General features: G+C 76.4%; 14 protein-coding genes, 2 pseudogenes and 1 riboswitch. Of the genes and pseudogenes, 9 read left to right on the plus strand and 7 right to left on the minus strand.

Annotation, left to right across the window (positions count from 1 at the left end; translation table 11 throughout):
• Nucleotides 1–4 precede the first annotated feature (4 nt).
• A pseudogene (locus OG989_RS31900) lies at nt 5–1425 on the plus strand (ATP-dependent DNA helicase); the annotation flags it as partial.
• 120 nt (nt 1426–1545) lie between these two features.
• Nucleotides 1546–2241: pseudogene (locus tag OG989_RS31905) on the plus strand (ATP-dependent DNA helicase); the annotation flags it as partial.
• Between the two features lie 4 nt (nt 2242–2245).
• On the opposite strand, the gene OG989_RS04480 reads toward OG989_RS31905, so the two are convergent.
• Entirely contained in the window at nt 2246–3613 is a 1368-nt protein-coding gene (locus OG989_RS04480; RefSeq protein ID WP_151457099.1) for an AI-2E family transporter, read from the minus strand.
• Between the two features lie 88 nt (nt 3614–3701).
• On the opposite strand from OG989_RS04480, the gene OG989_RS04485 reads away from it, so the two are divergent.
• Together OG989_RS04485 and OG989_RS04490 are read left to right on the plus strand one after the other, a co-directional pair.
• Nucleotides 3702–4040 carry a GroES family chaperonin gene (locus OG989_RS04485; protein ID WP_151457098.1) on the plus strand — a complete coding sequence of 113 codons (339 nt, stop codon included), beginning with the start codon at nt 3702–3704 and terminating at the stop codon, nt 4038–4040.
• A 100-nt stretch (nt 4041–4140) separates the two neighbouring features.
• Nucleotides 4141–4308, plus strand: coding sequence for a hypothetical protein (locus OG989_RS04490; RefSeq protein ID WP_165947924.1), 168 nt, complete (start codon nt 4141–4143; stop codon nt 4306–4308).
• Between the two features lie 9 nt (nt 4309–4317).
• Here the strand turns inward: OG989_RS04490 and OG989_RS04495 are convergent, their stop codons facing one another.
• Complete coding sequence (locus tag OG989_RS04495; protein WP_327029764.1) at nt 4318–5808, minus strand: PrsW family intramembrane metalloprotease; 1491 nt, start codon at nt 5806–5808, stop codon at nt 4318–4320.
• A 22-nt stretch (nt 5809–5830) separates the two neighbouring features.
• Nucleotides 5831–5950: riboswitch (SAM riboswitch) on the plus strand.
• Between the two features lie 46 nt (nt 5951–5996).
• Here OG989_RS04495 and OG989_RS04500 point away from each other — a divergent pair.
• Nucleotides 5997–7277, plus strand: coding sequence for an aminotransferase class V-fold PLP-dependent enzyme (locus OG989_RS04500; RefSeq protein ID WP_327029765.1), 1281 nt, complete (start codon nt 5997–5999; stop codon nt 7275–7277).
• Between the two features lie 133 nt (nt 7278–7410).
• Here the strand turns inward: OG989_RS04500 and OG989_RS04505 are convergent, their stop codons facing one another.
• On the minus strand, nt 7411–8349 hold the full coding sequence (locus OG989_RS04505) for a DMT family transporter (RefSeq protein WP_327029766.1): 939 nt from the start codon (nt 8347–8349) through the stop codon (nt 7411–7413).
• Here OG989_RS04505 and OG989_RS04510 point away from each other — a divergent pair.
• Complete coding sequence (locus tag OG989_RS04510) at nt 8348–9739, plus strand: aminotransferase-like domain-containing protein (protein WP_327029767.1); 1392 nt, start codon at nt 8348–8350, stop codon at nt 9737–9739. The two genes, OG989_RS04505 and OG989_RS04510, sit on opposite strands and share 2 nt — an antisense overlap.
• Nucleotides 9740–9763: 24 nt before the next feature.
• Here OG989_RS04510 and OG989_RS04515 read toward each other — a convergent pair whose 3' ends face one another.
• Nucleotides 9764–11020: an FUSC family protein gene (locus OG989_RS04515; protein WP_225852533.1), complete on the minus strand. Its 1257-nt coding sequence runs from the start codon at nt 11018–11020 to the stop codon at nt 9764–9766.
• 74 nt (nt 11021–11094) lie between these two features.
• Between OG989_RS04515 and OG989_RS04520 the strand changes: the two genes are divergently transcribed.
• Complete coding sequence (locus OG989_RS04520) at nt 11095–11730, plus strand: HD domain-containing protein (protein ID WP_327029768.1); 636 nt, start codon at nt 11095–11097, stop codon at nt 11728–11730.
• On the opposite strand, the gene OG989_RS04525 is transcribed toward OG989_RS04520, so the two are convergent.
• Complete coding sequence (locus tag OG989_RS04525) at nt 11727–12020, minus strand: DUF4031 domain-containing protein (protein WP_151457562.1); 294 nt, start codon at nt 12018–12020, stop codon at nt 11727–11729. The two genes, OG989_RS04520 and OG989_RS04525, sit on opposite strands and share 4 nt — an antisense overlap.
• Before the next feature lie 68 nt (nt 12021–12088).
• Here OG989_RS04525 and OG989_RS04530 point away from each other — a divergent pair, with 68 nt between their 5' ends.
• Nucleotides 12089–13489 carry an FAD-binding oxidoreductase gene (locus OG989_RS04530; protein WP_327029769.1) on the plus strand — a complete coding sequence of 467 codons (1401 nt, stop codon included), beginning with the start codon at nt 12089–12091 and terminating at the stop codon, nt 13487–13489.
• Between the two features lie 85 nt (nt 13490–13574).
• On the opposite strand, the gene OG989_RS04535 is transcribed toward OG989_RS04530, so the two are convergent.
• Nucleotides 13575–14105 (minus strand): hypothetical protein, encoded by a 531-nt coding sequence (locus OG989_RS04535; RefSeq protein WP_327029770.1) that lies wholly within the window; start codon nt 14103–14105, stop codon nt 13575–13577.
• 89 nt (nt 14106–14194) lie between these two features.
• Nucleotides 14195–16012 carry a glycerol-3-phosphate dehydrogenase/oxidase gene (locus OG989_RS04540; protein ID WP_327031107.1) on the minus strand — a complete coding sequence of 606 codons (1818 nt, stop codon included), beginning with the start codon at nt 16010–16012 and terminating at the stop codon, nt 14195–14197.
• Between the two features lie 78 nt (nt 16013–16090).
• Here OG989_RS04540 and OG989_RS04545 point away from each other — a divergent pair, with 78 nt between their 5' ends.
• Complete coding sequence (locus tag OG989_RS04545) at nt 16091–18568, plus strand: S8 family serine peptidase (RefSeq protein WP_327029771.1); 2478 nt, start codon at nt 16091–16093, stop codon at nt 18566–18568.

The following is an 18568-nucleotide window of genomic DNA, read 5'->3' on the forward strand; positions in this document are numbered from 1 at the left end:
GAGACCGTACCGTGACGACGCCACGCCCGGATCGGCGCGGCCGGTGTCGGGGACGGCGGGTACCGTCGCACGGTGACTCCGCGCCTCGCCACCGGTTCCGCCGCCCCCTCGCCCCGCACCGGAGGCCGGCGACGGGGCACCCGGCCGAGCGGGGTGGAGCTGCTCGCCGCCGCGGTCGGCGCGGTGCCGGGCGGGGCGGCGCGTCCCGGCCAGCAGCAGATGGCGACCGCCATCGAGGAGTGCGTGCAGGCGCGGGAGCACCTGCTGGTGCAGGCCGGCACGGGCACCGGCAAGTCGCTGGCCTACCTGACGCCCGCGCTGACCGTGGACGGGCCGGTGGTGGTCTCCACGGCCACCCTGGCGTTGCAGTCCCAGCTGGTCGACCACGACCTGCCCCGGCTCGCCGACGCCGTGGAGCCGGTGCTCGGCCGGCGGCCCACCTTCGCGGTGCTGAAGGGGCGGCACCACTACCTCTGCCTGGCCCGGCTGGACAACTCCACAGAGGACGAACCGGAGGACACCCTCTTCGACGCCCCGGCGGCGCGCCCCGGCGGCGGCACGAAGTGGCTCGGCGAGGCGGGTCGGCTCGGCAAGCAGGTGCAGCGGCTGCGCGACTGGGCGGAGAAGACCGACACCGGCGACCGGGACGAGCTGGACCCGGGCGTCGACGACCAGGCCTGGCGGCTGGTCTCCATGCCGGCCCGGGAGTGCGTCGGCGCGTCCCGCTGCCCGTTCGGCGCGGAGTGCTTCGCCGAGGCGTCCCGGGCCCGCGCCCGGGAGGCCGACATCGTGGTCACCAACCACAGCCTGCTCGCGGTGGACATGCTGGCCGGCCGGCACATCGTGCCGCCGCACAAGCTGCTCATCGTCGACGAGGCGCACGAGCTGGCCGACCGGGTCTCCTCCGCCGCGCAGGCCGAGCTGGTGCCGGAGCTGATCGACCGCTCCGCGAAGCGGGCCCGCCCGCTGCTGCGGCCGGACGTCGCCGAGTCGCTGACCGCGGCCGGCGACGCGCTGGCCGTCGGGCTGGCCGAGGCGCCGGCCGGGCGGATCACCTCGGGGCTGCCGTCGCCGCTGCGCGAGGCGTGCACCCTGCTCGACGCGGCCACCCGGGCGGCCCTCGACGCGATCGGCGACGTCAAGTCCGACGACCCGGACCCGGTGCGCAAGCAGCAGGCCAAGGCCGTGCTCGACGAGCTCTCCGCCACCGCGCAGCGGCTGCTGGAGGAGGCCGACCACGACGTGGCCTGGGTGGAGAAGAACGACAACACCGGTCGCCGGGCGCTGGTGGTCGCGCCGCTCTCGGTCGCCGGCACGCTCGCCACCCACCTCTACGAGGAGCGCACGGTCGTCGCCACCTCGGCGACGCTGACGCTGGGCGGCCGGTTCGACACGGTGGCCCGGGCGCTGGGCCTGGAGGCGCCCCCGGCCGACCCGCCGTCACCGGCCGCCGCCGCCATGGCCACCCGGTCGGCCGGGCGCACCGGCGGCACCGGGCCGGCGGAGGGCAGCGGAGCGACCGGGGGCGGTGCGGCGACCGGCACGGCGGGGGCGCCGGCCACCTCGGGGCCGGGCTGGCGTTCCCTCGACGTCGGCTCGCCGTTCGACTACCCCCGGCAGGGCATCCTGTACGTCGCCGCGCACCTGCCCCGGCCCAGCGTCTCCGGGCTGCCCGACGCGGCCGGCGAGGAGCTGCTCGAGCTGGTCACCGCGCTCGGCGGGCGTACCCTCGGCCTCTTCTCCTCCCGGCGGGCCGCGCAGCAGGCGGCGGAGCTGCTGCGCGCGCGGACCGACCTGCCGGTCCTTCTTCAGGGCGAGGAGGCGCTGCCGCTGCTGGTACGCCGGTTCCGGGAGGAGAAGTCCAGCTGCCTGTTCGGGGTGATGTCGCTCTGGCAGGGCGTCGACGTGCCGGGCGACGCCTGCCAGCTGGTGGTCATCGACCGGCTGCCCTTCCCCCGGCCGGACGAGCCGCTGGCGGCGGCGCGGGCCGCGGCGGTGGACGCCGGCGGGGGGTCGGGTTTCGCGGCGGTCAGCGTGCCGATCGCCGCGATCCGGCTGGCCCAGGGGGTGGGGCGGCTGATCCGGTCGACGGGCGACAAGGGCGTGGTGGCGGTCCTCGACTCGCGCCTGGAGACGGCCCGGGGCTACGGGCCGTTCCTGCGCCGGTCGCTGCCGCCGTTCTGGTACACCACCCGGCCGGAGGTCGCCCGGGGCGCCCTCGACCGCCTCGCCAAGGTCTGACCCGTCAGGGCGCCTGGGAGGCGACGACCACGGCGTCGGGCGGGGTGTCCGGAACGGTGCGGGCGGCGAGCCGGCGGACGGCCGTGTTGAGCACGGCGATCAGCGGCACCGAGACCAGCGCGCCGGTGATCCCGGCGAGGACCACGCCGGCCGCGATGCCGATGATGACCGCGAGCGGGTGGATGGCCACCGCCCGGCCCATGATCAGCGGCTGGAGGAGGTGCCCCTCCACCTGCTGTACCCCGATCACGGCACCCAGGATGATCAGTGCGGTCACCGGGCCGCTGTCGACCAGCGCGACCAGGACCGCGACGACGCCCGACAGGGTCGCACCGACGATCGGGATGAACGCGCCGAGGAAGACCAGCGCGGCGAGCGGGAAGGCGAACGGGATGTCGAAAATGACCAGGAAGACGCCGATGCCGACCGCGTCGATGAAGGCGACCAGCACGGTCGCCCGGACGTAGGCGACCAGCGTCGCCCAGGACGCCCGCCCGGCGTCGTCGACCTTCCAGCGGGCGGCCACCGGCAGGAGCCGGACCAGGAAGCGCCAGATCTTGTTGCCGTCGCGCAGGAAGAAGAACGTGGCGAAGAGCACCAGCAGCGTGCCGGTCAGCACCTCAGCCAGCGTGGCGGCCGTGGAGAGGGCGCCGCTGGTGAACTTCTCGGTGTTGTTGTTGATCCACTTCTGGCCCTCCTCGATGTAGTTGTCGAGTTGGCCGTCGGAGAGGTGCAGCGGGCCGGTCTTCAGCCAGTCCTGGATCTGCCGGACGCCCTCGGAGGACTTCTTGCTCAGCTCCGGCACGCCCTGGATGAACTCGTTCACCACCAGGGTCAGCGTCCCGATCACCGCGGCCAGGCCGCCCACCAGCACCACCGCCGTCGCCATGGACCGCGGAAGGCGGGCCCGCAGCAGCCAGCCGACCGCCGGCGCGAGCAGCGCCGAGAGCAGCAGCGCGACGGCCAGCGGGATGACCACGATCCGGACGGTGCCGACGACCTTCAGCAGCGCCCAGGCCACGACGCCGATCACGATCAGCCGCCAGGACCACGCGGCGGCGATCCGCAACGCGTGCGGCACGTCCGCGTCGTCCCGGCTGGAGGTGGAGTTGTGCATCGCCCCGGGCGGCGGGGCGCCGACCACGGTCGCGGAGGGCGCAGCCACCGGGCCGGGGGACGTCGGCGAGGCCACGCCGGCCGACTCGGGGCCGTCGACCGGATCCGTACGGCGTGCCCGCGCCGCCTCCCGGCCCGACTCGTACGCGCGACGGAGCCGTCCGCGGATCTGCTCGAAGCGGCTCAAGCGCACCTCCTGGCATGAGACCGGCCCGCCCACGCCGGTGGGCGGACAGGATACGTCCGACGACGCCACCGTAGGGCAGGTCCGCCACACATTGCCCCCGGCCCCCGGCGCGTAACCGCCCACGGCCCGCCGACCGGGACACGGTAGCGTCTGCGGCGTGACCGCCGACGAGAATCTCGACTCCAAGCTGCCGATCCGCCTGCTGCACGACCGTGTGCTGGTGCGGATGGAGGGGAGCGAGGGTGAGCGACGCTCGACCGCCGGCATCGTGATTCCGGCGACCGCCGCCGTGGGCAAGCGGCTGGCCTGGGCCACGGCCGTGGGCGTGGGGCCGAACGTGCGCGCCATCGTCTCGGGCGACCGGGTCCTCTTCGACCCCGACGACCGCTCCGAGGTCGAACTGCACGGCCGCGGGTACGTGCTGCTGCGCGAACGCGACGTGCACGCCGTGGCCGCCGAGCGGGTCGAGAACGACTCCACCGGCCTCTACCTCTGAGCCCATCCCCGGCCCGCCCGCCCGGATGAGGGCGCCGGTGCCGTTTGCGTCGCCCCCCGCCGGGAAGCCAGCCGCATCACCGGCCCTGGGGAGGGACGCGATGCCGGTACTAGTGAAGAAGATTCTGCTCTGGGGGAGCGTCGCGTTCCTGATCTACTTCATGGCCTTCCGGCCGGAGGGCGCGGCGGAGATGTTCAAGGCGATCGGGGCGGGACTGATGGCGATGGCGCAGGGCCTCGGTGACTTCCTCACCAGCCTGATGACCTGACGACCGGGCTCAGGGGCCGCCGGGGTGCCACGGCGCCGGCGGCTGCTGGCCGTACCAGCCGGGCGGGCCGAAGCCGGCCGGCGGCGACGGGGGCGGCGGGACGAGCACCACCGGGATCGGCACGACGGGCTCGTCCGGCGCCTCGACCGACCGCTGCGTGCCGTCCGGGAACCGCAGGTGGTAGCGGTGCCCGTCCCAGATGCCCGCCGGCACCTGCGGGTCCCGGCCCACGAAGAACGACCGGTACGCGCCGATCGCCTCCAGCAGCTCCCGTTCCTCCCGCGCGGTCCGCTCCCGGTCCGCCGGACGCCGGTCCAGGCCGCGCAGCGCGCCGTCGCGCAGCAGCGCCAGCCGGGTCGCCGCGAACTGGTAGCCGCGCATCGCCCTCAGTCCGCCGTCGCCGGCCACCCGCTTGGCCCACACCCGGGCCGCGTGCCGCCGCCCCAGGCTGCTCAGCGCCGCCACCTCCGGCGGGGTGAGCCAGCCCGCCCGCACGTAGTCCGGCAGCATCCGCTCGGTGAGCCGCCCCTCCCAGGCCCGGAGCCACAGGGCGAGCCCGACCATGGCGAAGAAGACCGGCACCATCACGCCGATGAAGCCGTACAGCATGATCAACGCCTGGCCGGTGGCCTGGGTGAGCGTCGGCAGCAGGTTCCACAGCCCGTGCAGCATCATCGCCAGCAGCAGGCCGGCGAGCGGGGCGAGCACCCGGACCCACCGGCTGGCGGTGCGCGCGGCGATGCCCAGCCCCACCCCCGTCATGGAGGTGAAGAGCGGGTGGGCGAAGCCGAAGAGCAGGATCCGGACGATGAAGATGGCGATGACCTGCTGGGTGCCGGTCGCCGGCCCGTACCGCTCCGCGCCGCTGGCGTAGCCGTGGCCGCCCAGGTAGAGGATGTTCTCCACCATGGCGAACCCGATCGCGGAAAGCCCGCAGTAGACCAGCGCGTCGGTGATCCCGGAGATCTCCCGCCGGCGGAAGATCAGCAGCAGGATCGGCCCGATGGCCTTGGTCAGCTCCTCGATGAACGGCGCGACCAGCACCGCGGTCAGCGCGGTCGGCAGCCCCCAGTCCTCGAACAGCCCGGCGGAGAACTCGTTGACGGTCAGCGACGCCGCGGTGGAGACGAACGCGCCCCAGGCGAAGCAGAAGATCAGGTACTTCAGGGGCTCCGGCTCGTAGCGGTCCAGCCAGAGGAAACAGGCCACCAGCACCGGAACCGGGAGGATCGCGGCGGCCACGCCGATCAGCAGCGCCTCGACGCCCAGGTTCTCGCCCAGCGTGAAGAGCATGAACAGCGCGCACGCCGCGATGAACAGGACCGCACCGGCCAGCACCAGGGCCCGACGCCACCCCAACCGACGCAGCGGCATCCCGGGCCCCGCCCCACCGGGCGGCGGAACGGCGGGCGCGGTCGGCGACGGCGGCAGGGATGCGCCGGGCGGGGTGTCGGCCATGCGGTCAGCGTAGCCATCCCCGGCCGCCTGGTCCGGCCGCATTCACCCGGCTATGCTGCGGGCAGGTCACGAGCGCCAGCGTCAAGCCCCGGCTTGCTGGCCGGCAACCCTCGTCGAGTTCGCGGTGGGGTGCCCCGGGTGATGACCGGGCCCGGCCCGATCGCGTGCCGGGCAAGCGCGGACCCCGCCCGTGTGCGCCCACCCGGGGTCCCTGGACCCGGAGGTCGGCCATGACCGTCACCCTCGTACCCCCGCCCGCGCCGCAGCCGCCCGCCGTCGCCGATCCGCTCGACGTGCTCGGCGTACCCGGCCAGGTGAACCTCGACTACGCGGCCACCGCGCCGTGCGCGCGGGCCGCGGCCGACGCGGTGGCCGAGCTGCTGCCCTGGTACGCCAGCGTGCACCGCGGCGCCGGGGCGCTGTCGCGGCGCTGCACCCTCGCCTACGAGCGCGCCCGGCAGGCGGTCGGCGACTTCCTCGGCGCCCGCGCCGGCGACCACGTGGTCTTCACCCGCAACACCACCGACGCGCTGAACCTGCTGGCCCGGGCGCTGCCCGCCGGCACGACGGTGGTCACCTTCGGCGGGGAGCACCACGCCAACCTGCTGCCCTGGCCTCGTGGCTCGGTGCGGCTGCCGGTGCCCCCGGATCCCGCCGGGGCCCTCCGCGCGCTGGACGCGGCGCTCGGCGAGCTGCGCGGGCCGGACCCCTCGGGCCCCCGCAGCGCGCAGCACGGCCCGCCCGTGCTGGTGGCGGTGACCGCCGCGAGCAACGTGACCGGGGAGCGCTGGCCGGTGGCCGAGCTGGCCCGGGTGGCCCGGCGGCACGGCGCCCGGATCGCGGTGGACGCCGCGCAGCTCGCCCCGCACGCGCCGGTGGACGTCGCCGCCCTCGACGTCGACTACCTCGCGCTCTCCGGCCACAAGCTGTACGCCCCGTTCGGCGCGGGGGTGCTCGTCGGGCGCGCGGACTGGCTGGACGCCGCGCCGCCGTACCTGGCCGGCGGGGGCGCCACCAGCCACGTCGGGGCGGCCACCCACGACGTACGGTGGGCGACCGGTCCGGCCCGGCACGAGGCGGGCACCCCGAACCTGCTCGGCGCGGTCGCCCTGGCGGCGGTCTGCACCGCGCTCGCCGACGCGGACCGGGCCGCCCTGCACGACGCCGAGCAGGCTCTGCTGACCCGGCTGCGCGAGGGCCTCGCGGCCCTGCCGCACGTGCTGGAGCTGCGCATGTTCGGGCCGGCGGCGCCCCGGGTAGGGATCGTGTCGTTCGTGGTGGCCGGCCGGGACTCGACGCAGGTGGCGGCGGAACTCGCGGCGGCGTACGACATCGGGGTGCGCGACGGCCTCTTCTGCGCCCACCCGCTGGCCCGGCGGCTGCTGGACGAGGCGGCCGCCCGCAGCGGCCGGCGGGATCTGCCGCCGACCGCCCTGCGCGCCAGCATCGGCCTGGGCAGCACCACCGGGCACGTGGACCGGCTGCTCGCCGCCCTCGCCGCGCTGGCCTGACCGACCCGGGAGCACCCGCCGGCCCACTCCCGCAGGCTGAGCTGAGCGGTCGCCGGGGAGCCGTCGGCGACCGGGGCAGGTCAGGTCGGGGCGGTACGAGCCCCGCACCGCCCGGGGCGGGGCGCGTCCCCCGTCAGGCCTTCCCCACCGCGGGTGCCGGCGTGCGGTCGCGGGTGCGCTGGATCAGCACCACACACGCCAGCACGGCCACCGCCGCCGCGATCGAGGCAGGGGTGACGGCCTCGCCGAGCAGCAGCGCCGACCAGGCCAGGGTGAGCACCGGCTGGGCGAGCTGGATCTGCCCGACCTGCGCGATGCCGCCCCGGGCCAGGCCCGCGTACCAGGCGAAGAAGCCCAGGAACATGGAGACCACGGTGAGGTAGCCGAACGCCGACCAGGCGACGGGGTCGGCGCGCGGCGGGGCGGCCACGGCGGCGACGACCATGACGGGAACGGTGACGGGCAGCGAGAGCAGCAACGCCCAGCAGATCGTCCGGGCGCCGCCCAGCTCGCGGGCGAGCGCGCCGCCCTCGGCGTACCCCAGGCCGCAGAGCACGACCGCCGCGAGCAGGAACAGGTCGGGCGGGGCGAGGGCCCCGCGTACCGCGCCGCTGGCGCCGAGGAAGGTGAGCACCGCCAGCAGACCACCGGCGCTGGCGGCCCAGAACAGCGGCGGCGGTCGCTCGCCGGCCCGCAGCACCGCGAACACGGCGGTCATGGCGGGCAGCACGGTGATGACGACCGCGCCGTGCGCGGAGGTCTGGGTGATGAGCGCCAGCGAGGTGAACAGCGGGAAACCGACGACGACGCCGAGGGCGACGACCGCCAGCCGCCGCCACTGACCGCGCGTGGGCCGCGGGGCGCCGGTGGATCGCAGGTACGCCCATGCCAGCAGCGCCGCGCCGACGGCCCGGCCGAAGGCGACGAACCACGGGTCGAGCTGTTGCACGGCGACGCGGGTCGCGGGCAGCGACATGCTGAAGGCGAGCACGCCCAGCGCGCCGAGGGCGAGGCCGACCGTCCGGTCCGCCGTTACCGTGGTTCTGGCAGTAGCGCTACTGTTCCCGTTCATGAATGACGGTAACGCAGCCGACCGCGTCGCCCAAGACCTGCGCGGGCTCGCGGCTGCCGCGGATCCCGGCACGCGGCTGCCCTCGGTGCGCGAGCTGACCGCCCGGCACCAGGCCTCCCCGGTCACCGTCGCCGAGGCCATCCGCCAGCTCGTGGCCCAGGGAATGGTCGAGACGCGACCCGGCAGGGGCACCTTCGTGGCCGCCCCGCCACGCGAGTGGCGCGCCCCCGACCTGTCGTGGCAGACCGTGGCGCTCGGCCCCCGCCGGCCGGGCGAGGACGAGATGCAGGCGCTACTGGCGTTACCGCCCGCAGGAGCGATCCCGCTGTCCGGGGGCTACCTGGACGGCGAGCTGCAACCCGCCGCCGCGCTCGGGGCCGCGCTCACCCGCGCCGCCCGGCAGCCCGCGTCCTGGCAGCGCGGGCCGGCCGAGGGGCGCGAAGACCTGCGCGCCTGGTTCGCCCGCGAGGCCGGGGTCGGGCTGCGCGCCGAGGACATGGTGGTCTGCCCGGGCGGACAGGCCGCCCTGTCGTCCGCGCTGCGGGCGCTCGCCGCGCCCGGCGACACCCTGCTCGTCGAGTCACCGACCTACCTGGGCGCGCTGGCCGCCGCCCGGGCGGCCGGCCTCCGGGTGGTGCCCGTGCCCGCCGACGCCGACGGAGTACGCCCCGACCAGCTCGCCGCCGCGTTCGCCCGCACCGGCGCCCGGCTGTTCTACTGCCAGCCGCTGTACGCCAACCCGCACGGCGCGACGCTCGCGGAGGACCGCCGGGCCCGGGTCGCCGAGGCCGTACGCGACGCCGGGGCGTTCCTCATCGAGGACGACTACGCCCGCGACCTCACCATCGACGGCCAGGCCCCGCCGCCGCTGGCCGCCGACGACCCCGACGGGCACGTCGTCTACCTGCGCTCGCTGACCAAGTCGACCGCTCCCGGGCTGCGCGTCGCCGCGATCGGCGCCCGCGGCCCGGCCGGCGCCCGGCTGCGGGCGGCCCGGCTGCTCGACGACTTCTTCGTCGCCGGGCCACTGCAACAGGCCACGATCGAGTTCGTCACCACCCCGGCCTGGACGCGCCACCGCCGCGCCCTGCGCACCGCCCTGCGGACCCGCCGCGAGGCGCTGCTGACCGCGCTCCGCCGGCACCTGCCGGAGCTGGCCCGGCAGCCGGTCCCGCGCGGCGGCATGCACCTCTGGGTACGCCTGCCGGAGGGCACCGACGACGTCGCGCTGGCTGCCGCCGCGGCCGCCGAAGGCGTCGTCGTCCTCCCCGGCCGCCCCTGGTACGCCGCCGAACCCCCGGCCCCCCACCTCCGCCTCACCTACGCCGCCGCCCCGCCCGACCTCATGGACGAGGCCGTCCACCGCCTGGCCCGCGCCCTGCGGGCCTGACCGGGTCGACAAGGGTCCCCGGGGTCAGCCGAGCGGCGGGGCGGCGGGCGGCTTCGGGGCGTCGTCCCGCTCCCCCTCGCCGTCCGGCCGGTCCTGGTCGCCGAAGGACTGCCGGACCCCGCGGTTCGCCTCCTCCTGGCTGATGCCGGAGGCCACCATCAGGTCGCTGGCGGTGGTCCGCACCTGCGCGATCACCACGCTGCCGGAGAAGCCGACCCCGTCGGCGTACGCCCGGCCGGCCTCGCTGACCGCGCGCAGCGCCCGCTCCCGTGCCTGCTCCGGCTCCTCGCCGACGGCGAACTCGTGCTTGAGCAGGCGGACCGACTCGGCGAGATGGGCCACCGCGTCGGGCATCGTCTCCGGGATGGGCTCCTCGTCCTCGATCAGGGTCACCGCGCGCCGGGTCAGCGTGCCGGCGTTGCGCATCGCCCGGTCGATCGGGTCGGCGGCCTCGGCGTAGTGGGTGAGCTCGTCCCGCCGGTGCCACCGGGCCGGCGAGAGCATGGCGGTCTCCTTCGCCCCCTCGATGGCCTCGGTGAAGGCGGCCAGCTCCTCCTGGTTGTTGCGGAGCCGGTCCAGGGCCCGCTGGGCCTTGTCCCGGTCCCGGTCCCGCAGGGCGTCCGCGGCCATGTCGAGCTGGGCGGCGAGCAGGTCCAGGGCCGGCCGGGCGGCCCGGTTGATGACCCGCAGCGGATTGAGCGGCAGCAGGACCGCGGTGACCAGCAGGGCGATGCCGCCGCCGACGAACGCGTCGATGAACCGGGGGATCTCCAGGTTCTCGGTCGACGGGCTGAGCGTGACGATCAGCACCGCCGTGGCCGCCGCCTGGATGACGATGGCCACGCTGGCGCCCGCGAAGATGGTCAGCACGATGGCCAGGGTGACCACCAGGCCGAGCTGCCACGGACCGGTGCCGAGCAGGTAGATGAGGAAGTCGCCGACGGCCACCCCGATCGCCACCCCGACGATCAGCTCCACCGTACGACGGAACCGCTGGCCGACCGAGGCGGCGAGGGTGCCGACCGCGGAGATCGGCGCGAAGACCGGTTGCGGGTTGCCGAGCAGCTCGTGCGCCGCCAGCCAGGACAGTCCGGCGGCGAGGCCCGCCTGCACGGCGAGGCCCATCGCCATCCGCAACCGGTGCAGGCGGTCGTGCAGGGTGACCTTGCTGCGGTGCCGCAGGGTCTCCACGGCTCGGGCGACCCGGGCCGTGTCGAGCTCCTTCCCCCGGTCGCGCAATATGGCGCGTCGCACCAGTGAGGATCGACGGTCCCGGGCCACGGCCATGGCGGGGACTACCCGTGGCGCGCCGGGTGAATCCTCGGCGGCGACGGCGGTAGGGCAGACTGGGCCGGGTGGCCGATCTTCTCGACCGGTGGCGGGCCGCGGCCCGGGGCGCCGGGATGACCGACGCGGCGGAGCTGAGCCGGGTCGGCGAGGACCTGCTGGCCCGCTGGCGGGAGCCGCACCGGCACTACCACGACGCCGACCACCTGACGGCCGTCCTCGACGTGGTCGACGCCCATGCGCCGGCCGCCGGGCGGCCGGACCTGGTGCGCCTCGCGGCCTGGTGCCACGACGCCGTCTACGACCCGCGCGCCGGGGGCGACGCCAACGAGCGCGACAGCGCGGCGCTCGCCGGGACGCTGCTCACCCGGGCGGGCCTGCCGGCCGACGCCGTGGCCGAGGTGCGCCGGCTGGTGCTGCTCACCGCCGGGCACGCCGTGGAGCCGGGCGACGCCGACGGTGCGCTGCTCTGCGACGCCGACCTCGCCGTCCTGGCGGCGCCGCCCGAGGCGTACGACCGCTACGCCGCGGCCATCCGACGGGAGTACGCGCACGTGCCCGAGCCCGACTTCCGGGCCGGCCGCGCCCGGGTGCTCGCCGGGCTGCTCGCCCTGCCGGCGCTGTTCCGGCTGCCGCCGCTGGCACGGCGCTGGGAGCCCCGGGCCCGCGCCAACCTGACCCGCGAGATGTCCACGCTCCGCTAGCCCCCCGCACCCACCTCCACCCCACGCGGGCGGGCCAGGTGCTTGGGGCGGCGCAGCCCGGCCTGCCGGAGCAGGCGCACCAGCTCCCGGCTCGGCACCACCCGGGCGCCCAGCCAGACCGCCATCGCGAACCGGTCGGCCGGGATGTCGTAGTGGTCCCGGTCGAACCCCCGGCGGGGCACGCCCAGCATCTCGGCGAAGGCGTGCAGCTCGGCGGGGGAGACGTCGCTGATCAGGTGGGACCAGAGCCGCCCCCGCCACGGCCAGGCGGGCCGGTCCAGGTAGAGCATGTCGGCCAAGGTACCCCGCACCGGGGACCGGTTGGTGATCGCGCGGGACCGACCGTAGCCTCGGCGACATGGCCGGATCCCCCCTCCTCGACGACCTGCGGGCGGCGCTCGGCGACGACGCCGTCCTCACCGACCCGGACCTGTTGCGGATGCACGAGCGGGACGAGGCCGACCTCTGCGCCGCAGGTACGCCCCTGGTCGTGGTCCGTCCCCGCACCACCGCACAGGTGGCCGCCGCGCTGCGGGCGGCCGCGCGGCACGGCGTACCGGTGGTGCCGCAGGGGGCGCGCACGGGGCTGGCCGGCGCCGCCAACGCCGTCGACGGCGCGATGGTGGTCAGCATGGTCGCGATGGACGCCGTGCTGGAGATCGACCCGGTGAGCCGGATCGCCGTGGTGCAGCCCGGCGTGGTCAACGCGACGCTCGCCGCCGCCGTGGCGGAGCAGGGGCTGTGGTACCCGCCCGACCCGGGCTCGTGGGAGTCGTCCACGATCGGCGGGAACGTCGCCACCAACGCGGGTGGCATGTGCTGCGTCAAGTACGGCGTCACCACCGAGTACGTGCTGGGCCTGGAGGTGGTACTCGCCTCCGGCGAGGTGCTGCGCACCGGCCGGCGTACCGCCAAGGGGGTGGCCGGGTACGACCTCACCCGGCTCTTCGTCGGCTCCGAGGGCACCCTCGGGGTGATCACCGAGGTGACCGTGGCGCTGCGGCCCGCACCGGCACAGTCGCTGACCATGGTGGCGGTCTTCCCGTCCACCGCCGCGGCCGGCGCGGCCGTCGCCGAGATCGCCGCCCGGGGGCTCTCCCCCAGCCTGCTGGAGCTGCTCGACCGGACGCACCTGCGGGCGATCGAGGCGTACCGCCCGATGGGCCTGCGGACGGACGCCCAGGCGCTGCTGCTGGCCGCCGCCGACACCGGCTCCCGCGCGGCCGACGATCTGGCGGGCCTGGCCGCGGTCTGCGAGGCGGCCGGCGCCGACGAGGTCTACGCGGCCACCGACGCCGTGGAGGCGGCGGCCCTGTTGCAGGCGCGCCGGCTCGCGCACCCGGCGATGGAGAAGTTCGCGGCGGAGACCTACCCGGGCGGCAACGGCGGCCTGGTCATCGACGACGTGGCGGTCCCCCGGGGCGCGTTGGCGGCGCTGCTCGACGGGGTGGCCCGGATCGCGGTGGAGTGCGACGTGCCGATCGGCGTGGTCGGCCACGCCGGCGACGGCAACATGCACCCGAACATCGTGGTGGACCGGGCCGACCCGGCGAGCCTCGAACGCGGCCGGCGCGCGTTCGACGAGATCATGCGCCTCGGCCTCGAACTGGGCGGCACCTGCACCGGCGAGCACGGCGTGGGCCTGCTCAAGCGCGACTGGCTGGCCCGCGAGATCGGCCCGGTGAGCCTGCGGGTGCACCAGGCGATCAAGGCCGCCCTGGACCCGGCCGGCCTGCTCAACCCCGGCAAGGTCCTCTGACGGGCGCGGCGCGACGGCCTTCCGCCGGCCCGCGGTCCGGACGCCGGTGGCGCCGGTCCCGGAGCCTCCGCCGGGGGCGCGGCCGTCAGGCGGTCATCTCGGCCGGGGTGGCCTGGGTGAGCAGCAGCAGGATCTCGTTGGCGATGGGCGGGTGCTCCTCGCCCGGGCAGTCCTGCGACGTGACCAGGCCGGTCGAGGTGAGCAGGCTGGAGGTCAACGCGTCGATGCAGGTGACCTGGTAGCGCCGGACCTGGTCGGTCTCCTTCGCCAGGCCCGGGTCGGCGAGCAGTTCCTGGAGCCGGGCGACGTGTTCCGGGCCGAGCACCCCGGTCGACGTCACGCCGTCGCCGGCGCAGTCGACACACTCCCACCTGCCGTCCGGTTCCACCTTGAGCGTGCGCAGCGGGCCGTCCGTGCCGACCCGCTGGAGGAGGCTGACCTCGCCCTTTCCGGCGGTCGCCGCACCGCCGGGCCCCGGCTGCGACAGCCCGGTGCCCGCCGGACCCGGCGCGGGCGCGTCGTCGGCGCTTCCGGGCAGCGAGCAGCCGGCGAGGGCGGCGGCCAACAGGGCGGCGACGGACACGCGGACCGGACGCAACCAGGAAGCGGAGGGCACGGGCCGGAACCTATCCCACCGTGGGTGAGGGCCGTAACCGCTCTCCGGGGTGGGGCGGGCGAATGTAGGGGTGACCGGGGCCGGGCCGGTCAGCGGGACGAGGACGGCAGTTCGGCCTGGTCGTCGTCCACGCCGCGGTCCGCCGCGAAGCCCCGTACGTCGGGCGCACCGAGCCGGGCGGCGTCGGCGGTGGCGTCGTCGGGCATCAGCTGGGACTCGCGTTCCGCCTCGACCCGGGCACGGTAGTGCTCCACCTCGCGGGCCCGGGTGGCCTCGTCCCAGCCGAGCACCGCGCCCATCAGCTCGGCCGCGTGGCCCGCCGACTCCAGGCCCCGGTGCGCCGTCTCGAAGGAGATCCGGGTCCGCCGGGTGAGCACGTCCTCCAGGTGCAGCGCCCCCTCGGCCCGGGCCGCGTACGTCACCTCGGCGGCCAGGTACTCCGGTGCGCCGGCCAGCGGGGAGGCCAGCAGCGGGTCCGCGTCGATCAGCGCGAGCAGGTCGCGGGTGAGGGTGCCGTAGCGCTCCAGCAGGTGCTCGACCACCCCGACCGGCATCCCGTGCCGGCGGGCGAGGTCCGCCCGGTCCCGCCACGTCGCCGGGTAGCCGTCGGCGCCGAGCAGCGGCAGGTCGGCGGTGCGGGAGGGGCGTACGGCGCCGAGCCGGTGGGCGGCCCGGTCGACCACGTCGGAGGCCATCACCCGGTACGTCGTGTACTTGCCGCCCGCGACCAGCAGCAGCCCGAGCATCGGCTCGAAGACGGCGTGCTCGCGGGACAGCTTGGAGGTGGAGTCCGCCTCGCCGGCCAGCAGCGGCCGCAGCCCGGCGTAGACGCCCTCGATGTCGGCCGTCGTGAGCGGCCGGTCGAGCACCGTGTTGACCTGGTCCAGCAGGTATTCGATGTCCCGGGCGGAGGCCGCCGGGTGGGACCGGTCCAGCCGCCAGTCGGTGTCGGTGGTGCCGATGATCCAGTGCCCGCCCCACGGGATGACGAAGAGCACGCTGGTGGCCGTACGCAGGATCAGCCCGGCCTCGCCGGTGATCGCCGAGCGGGGCACCACCAGGTGCACGCCCTTGGAGGCCCGGACGCGGATGCCGGGGCGCAGCCCGACGTCGTTCAGCATCCGCGACATGTCGTCGCTCCACACCCCGGTGGCGGCGATGACGGTGCGGGCGCGTACCTCGAACTCGGCGTCCGGGGAGCCGGCGGGTGCCTCCAGGTCGCGGACCCGGACGCCGGTCACCTCGCGGGCCTGCCGGATGAGCCCGACCGCCCGGGTGCTGTTCACCACGGTCGCGCCGAGGCTGGCCGCCGTGCGGGCCAGGGTCACCACCAGCCGCGCGTCGTCGACCTGACCGTCGTAGTAGCGGATCGCGCCGGCCACGGCGTCGGCGCGCAGGCTGGGGAAGACGCGGCGGGCGCCCTCGCGGGTCAGGTGCCGGTGCAGCGGCATGCCGCGCCCGCCGCCGAAGACCCCGGCGAAGGCGTCGTACGCCGCGACGCCGGCGCCGTAGTAGGAGCGGCGGAACACCCGGGCCGGCAGGCCGCGTACGCCCCGCCCGTCGGGCAGCGGGACCAGGATGGGCACCGGCCGGACCAGGTGCGGGGCCAGCCGGGTGGCGAGCAGCCCGCGCTCGGTGAGCGCCTCGTGCACCAGGTGGAACTCCAACTGCTCCAGGTAGCGCAGGCCCCCGTGGATGAGCTTGCTGGAGCGGCTGGAGGTGCCGGCGGCGTAGTCGCGCGCCTCCACCAGGGCCACCTTCAGCCCTCGCGAGGCGGCGTCCAGGGCGGCACCCGCCCCGGTCGCACCACCGCCGATGACCAGCACGTCGAAGCGTTCGGTGCGCAGGCGGCGCAGGTCGGCGGCCCGGCGCTCGGGGGAGAGCTGGCCGGCCGTCGTTCGGGACACGTTGGGGTCACGCACCCGTCCACGGTAACCGCCGCCGCCACCCGGCGGGACAGCCCATCCGCGCCGTACTGTCTGGGGATGGAGGTCGGCCCCCCGTTCCCCGCTGGTCAACCCGCTCCGAGGCCGTTGGCCACGCCGGGCCCGCCGAGCCCCTGGGCGGTGGTGGCGGCGGCGGTGACCGGCTGCTGGACGGTCGGGCTCGTCGTCGTCGGCCAGCTCGGCGGCTGGCTGGCCGACCAGGTCCTGCTGGCCTCCGGGCTGGACCGCGTGGTCTGGCTCTGGCCGGCGACGGTGCTGTTCACCGTGCTGCTGGTCGGGGCGCCCGCGCTGACGCTGGCCCTGCTGCCCCGCTCGGCGGCGGTCCGCACCACCGGCCGGACCTGGCTGGCGGCGGCGCTCGCGCTCGGCGCGCTGGGGCTGCTCCGGGCGATGCCGCCGGTGCACCACGAGGCGTACCTCGCCGCGCTGGCCGCCACGGCCGGCCTGGCCGCCCTCGTCCTGCGGGCGCTGGCCCGCCGCGTGCCGGTCGCGACCCCCCGGGTGCCCGCGTCGGCCGCCCCGCCCTGGGCACCCGCGTCGGCCGCCCCGCGCCGGGCGCCCACGTCGGCCGCCACGCTGCTCGGGGTGGCCGGCGGGCTGGCGCTGCTGCTGCCCTGGGCCTGGCTGGGCGCCCTCGGTGGGCTGCTGGAGACGGTGCTCGCCGGGGTCGCCGCTGCCGCGCTCGGCGTGCTGGCCGGGGCGCTGCTGGACGACGCCTTCTGGTCCCGCTTCACCGTCGGCGAACCGCCCCGGCCGACCCGGTTGGTGCTGGTCGGCGGGCTGGTCGCCGGGGTCGCCCTGCTGCTGCTCGCCGCCGGGGTCGGCCAGTCCGGGGCCCAGCTTCCCCTGCTGCTGATCCTGCCGCCGGCCGGCTTCGCGCTGGCGGCCCTGCACGCGGCGGCCCGCCGCCCGGCCCCGACCGGGCGACCGGGGACGGGCGCCCTGCGGCCCGCGGCCCGTTGGCTGGTCGGGCTCGGCGTGCTCGGCCCGCTGGCCTGCACCGATCCCGAGGAGATCACCCTCCTCCTGGCCAGCACCCGCGACGTGCCGTTCTGGGTGGCCGCCGCCGCCGGCGCCGGGCTCGCCGTCGCGGCCGTCCTCGCCGTGACGTACGGCGTGCTGCTGGGCCGGGGCCGGCGGCCGAGCCGGCGGGTGGCCGGGGTGACCGCCGCCGCGCTGCTGCTGGCGGTCGGCGCGGTGGCCGTCGGCGCGGGGCAGCCTGGCCTGCATGGCGAGCGGCTGTTCGTGGTGCTCCGCGAGCAGGCCGATCTCGCCGGCGTCCCGGCGACGACCGGTCGGGCCGGCCGGGACGCCCGGGTCGCCGAGGTCCACCGGCGGCTGGTCGCGACCGCCGAGCGGACCCAGGCCGACCTGCGCCGGGACCTGCGCCGGCTGCGGCTCGACCACACCCCCTACTACCTCGTCAACGCCGTCGAGGTGGACGGCGGGCCGGCGGTACGGGCCTGGCTGTCGCGCCGTCCTGAGGTCGCCCGGGTGCTGGTCAGCCAACGGGTGCGACCGCTGCCCGCGCCGGCCGGCCGCAGTCGCGGCACCGCGCCCGCGCCCGGCGGCCCCGAGTGGAACGTCCGGATGCTCGGTGCGGACCGGGTCTGGTCCCAGCTCGGGGTGGACGGCTCCGGGATCGTGGTGGGCAGCTCGGACTCGGGCGTGGACGGCGGGCATCCCGCGCTGGCGGGCAGCTTCCGGGGCGGCGACGACTCCTGGCACGACCCGTGGAACGGCACCCGGGCGCCGACCGACCAGGGCGGGCACGGCACCCACACGACGGGCAGCGCGGTGGGCCGGGGCGGCATCGGGGTCGCCCCGGGCGCCCGGTGGGCCGGCTGCGTCAACCTGGACCGCAATCTCGGCAATCCCGCGTACTACCTCGACTGCCTCCAGTTCATGCTGGCGCCCTTCCCGGTGGGCGGGGACCCGTTCAGCGACGGGCGCCCGGCACGCGCGCCGGACATCCTCACCAACTCGTGGGGCTGCCCGGCGCTCGAAGGCTGCGACCCGGGCGTGCTCGGGCCGGCCACCGCCGCCCTGGACGCCGCCGGCGTCATGGTGGTGGCAGCGGCCGGCAACACCGGGCCGTACTGCGGCTCGATCGACGACCCGCCCGCCCCGTACGCGGACGTGCTGACCGTCGGCGCGGTCGACCGGCAGCGCAAGGTCACCCTCTTCTCGTCGCGGGGACCGGTGCCGGGGGCGGCCAAGCCGGACCTGGTCGCGCCCGGCGACGAGGTGCTGTCGGCGATGCCGGGCGGCGGGTACGCCGTCCTGAGCGGCACCTCGATGGCGACGCCGCAGGTGGCCGGCGTGGTGGCGCTGATGTGGTCGGCCAACCCGGCGCTGGTCGGCGACCTGCCCCGCACCCGGCAGATCCTGCGGGACACCGCGACCCCGGCCGTGGCCACGTACGCCGCCCGGACGCAGACCTGCGGGGGCGACCGGAACATCACCGGTGCCGGCCTGGTCGACGCGTACGCCGCCGTCCAAGCGGCGCGGGGGTGA

Origin of the sequence: Micromonospora sp. NBC_01740, from assembly GCF_035920365.1 — a bacterium.
GTDB lineage: Bacteria > Actinomycetota > Actinomycetes > Mycobacteriales > Micromonosporaceae > Micromonospora > Micromonospora reichwaldensis.

Excerpts from the sequence above, each read along its gene's own strand:
- OG989_RS04500 (WP_327029765.1), top strand. The coding sequence starts at position 5,997 with ATGACCGTCACCCTCGTACCCCCGCCCGCGCCGCAGCCGCCCGCCGTC.
- OG989_RS04525 (WP_151457562.1), bottom strand. The coding sequence starts at position 12,020 with ATGCTCTACCTGGACCGGCCCGCCTGGCCGTGGCGGGGGCGGCTCTGG.
- OG989_RS04510 (WP_327029767.1), top strand. The coding sequence starts at position 8,348 with ATGAATGACGGTAACGCAGCCGACCGCGTCGCCCAAGACCTGCGCGGG.
- OG989_RS04530 (WP_327029769.1), top strand. The coding sequence starts at position 12,089 with ATGGCCGGATCCCCCCTCCTCGACGACCTGCGGGCGGCGCTCGGCGAC.
- OG989_RS04495 (WP_327029764.1), bottom strand. The coding sequence starts at position 5,808 with ATGCGGCCGGACCAGGCGGCCGGGGATGGCTACGCTGACCGCATGGCC.
- OG989_RS04505 (WP_327029766.1), bottom strand. The coding sequence starts at position 8,349 with ATGAACGGGAACAGTAGCGCTACTGCCAGAACCACGGTAACGGCGGAC.
- OG989_RS04545 (WP_327029771.1), top strand. The coding sequence starts at position 16,091 with ATGGAGGTCGGCCCCCCGTTCCCCGCTGGTCAACCCGCTCCGAGGCCG.
- OG989_RS04490 (WP_165947924.1), top strand. The coding sequence starts at position 4,141 with ATGCCGGTACTAGTGAAGAAGATTCTGCTCTGGGGGAGCGTCGCGTTC.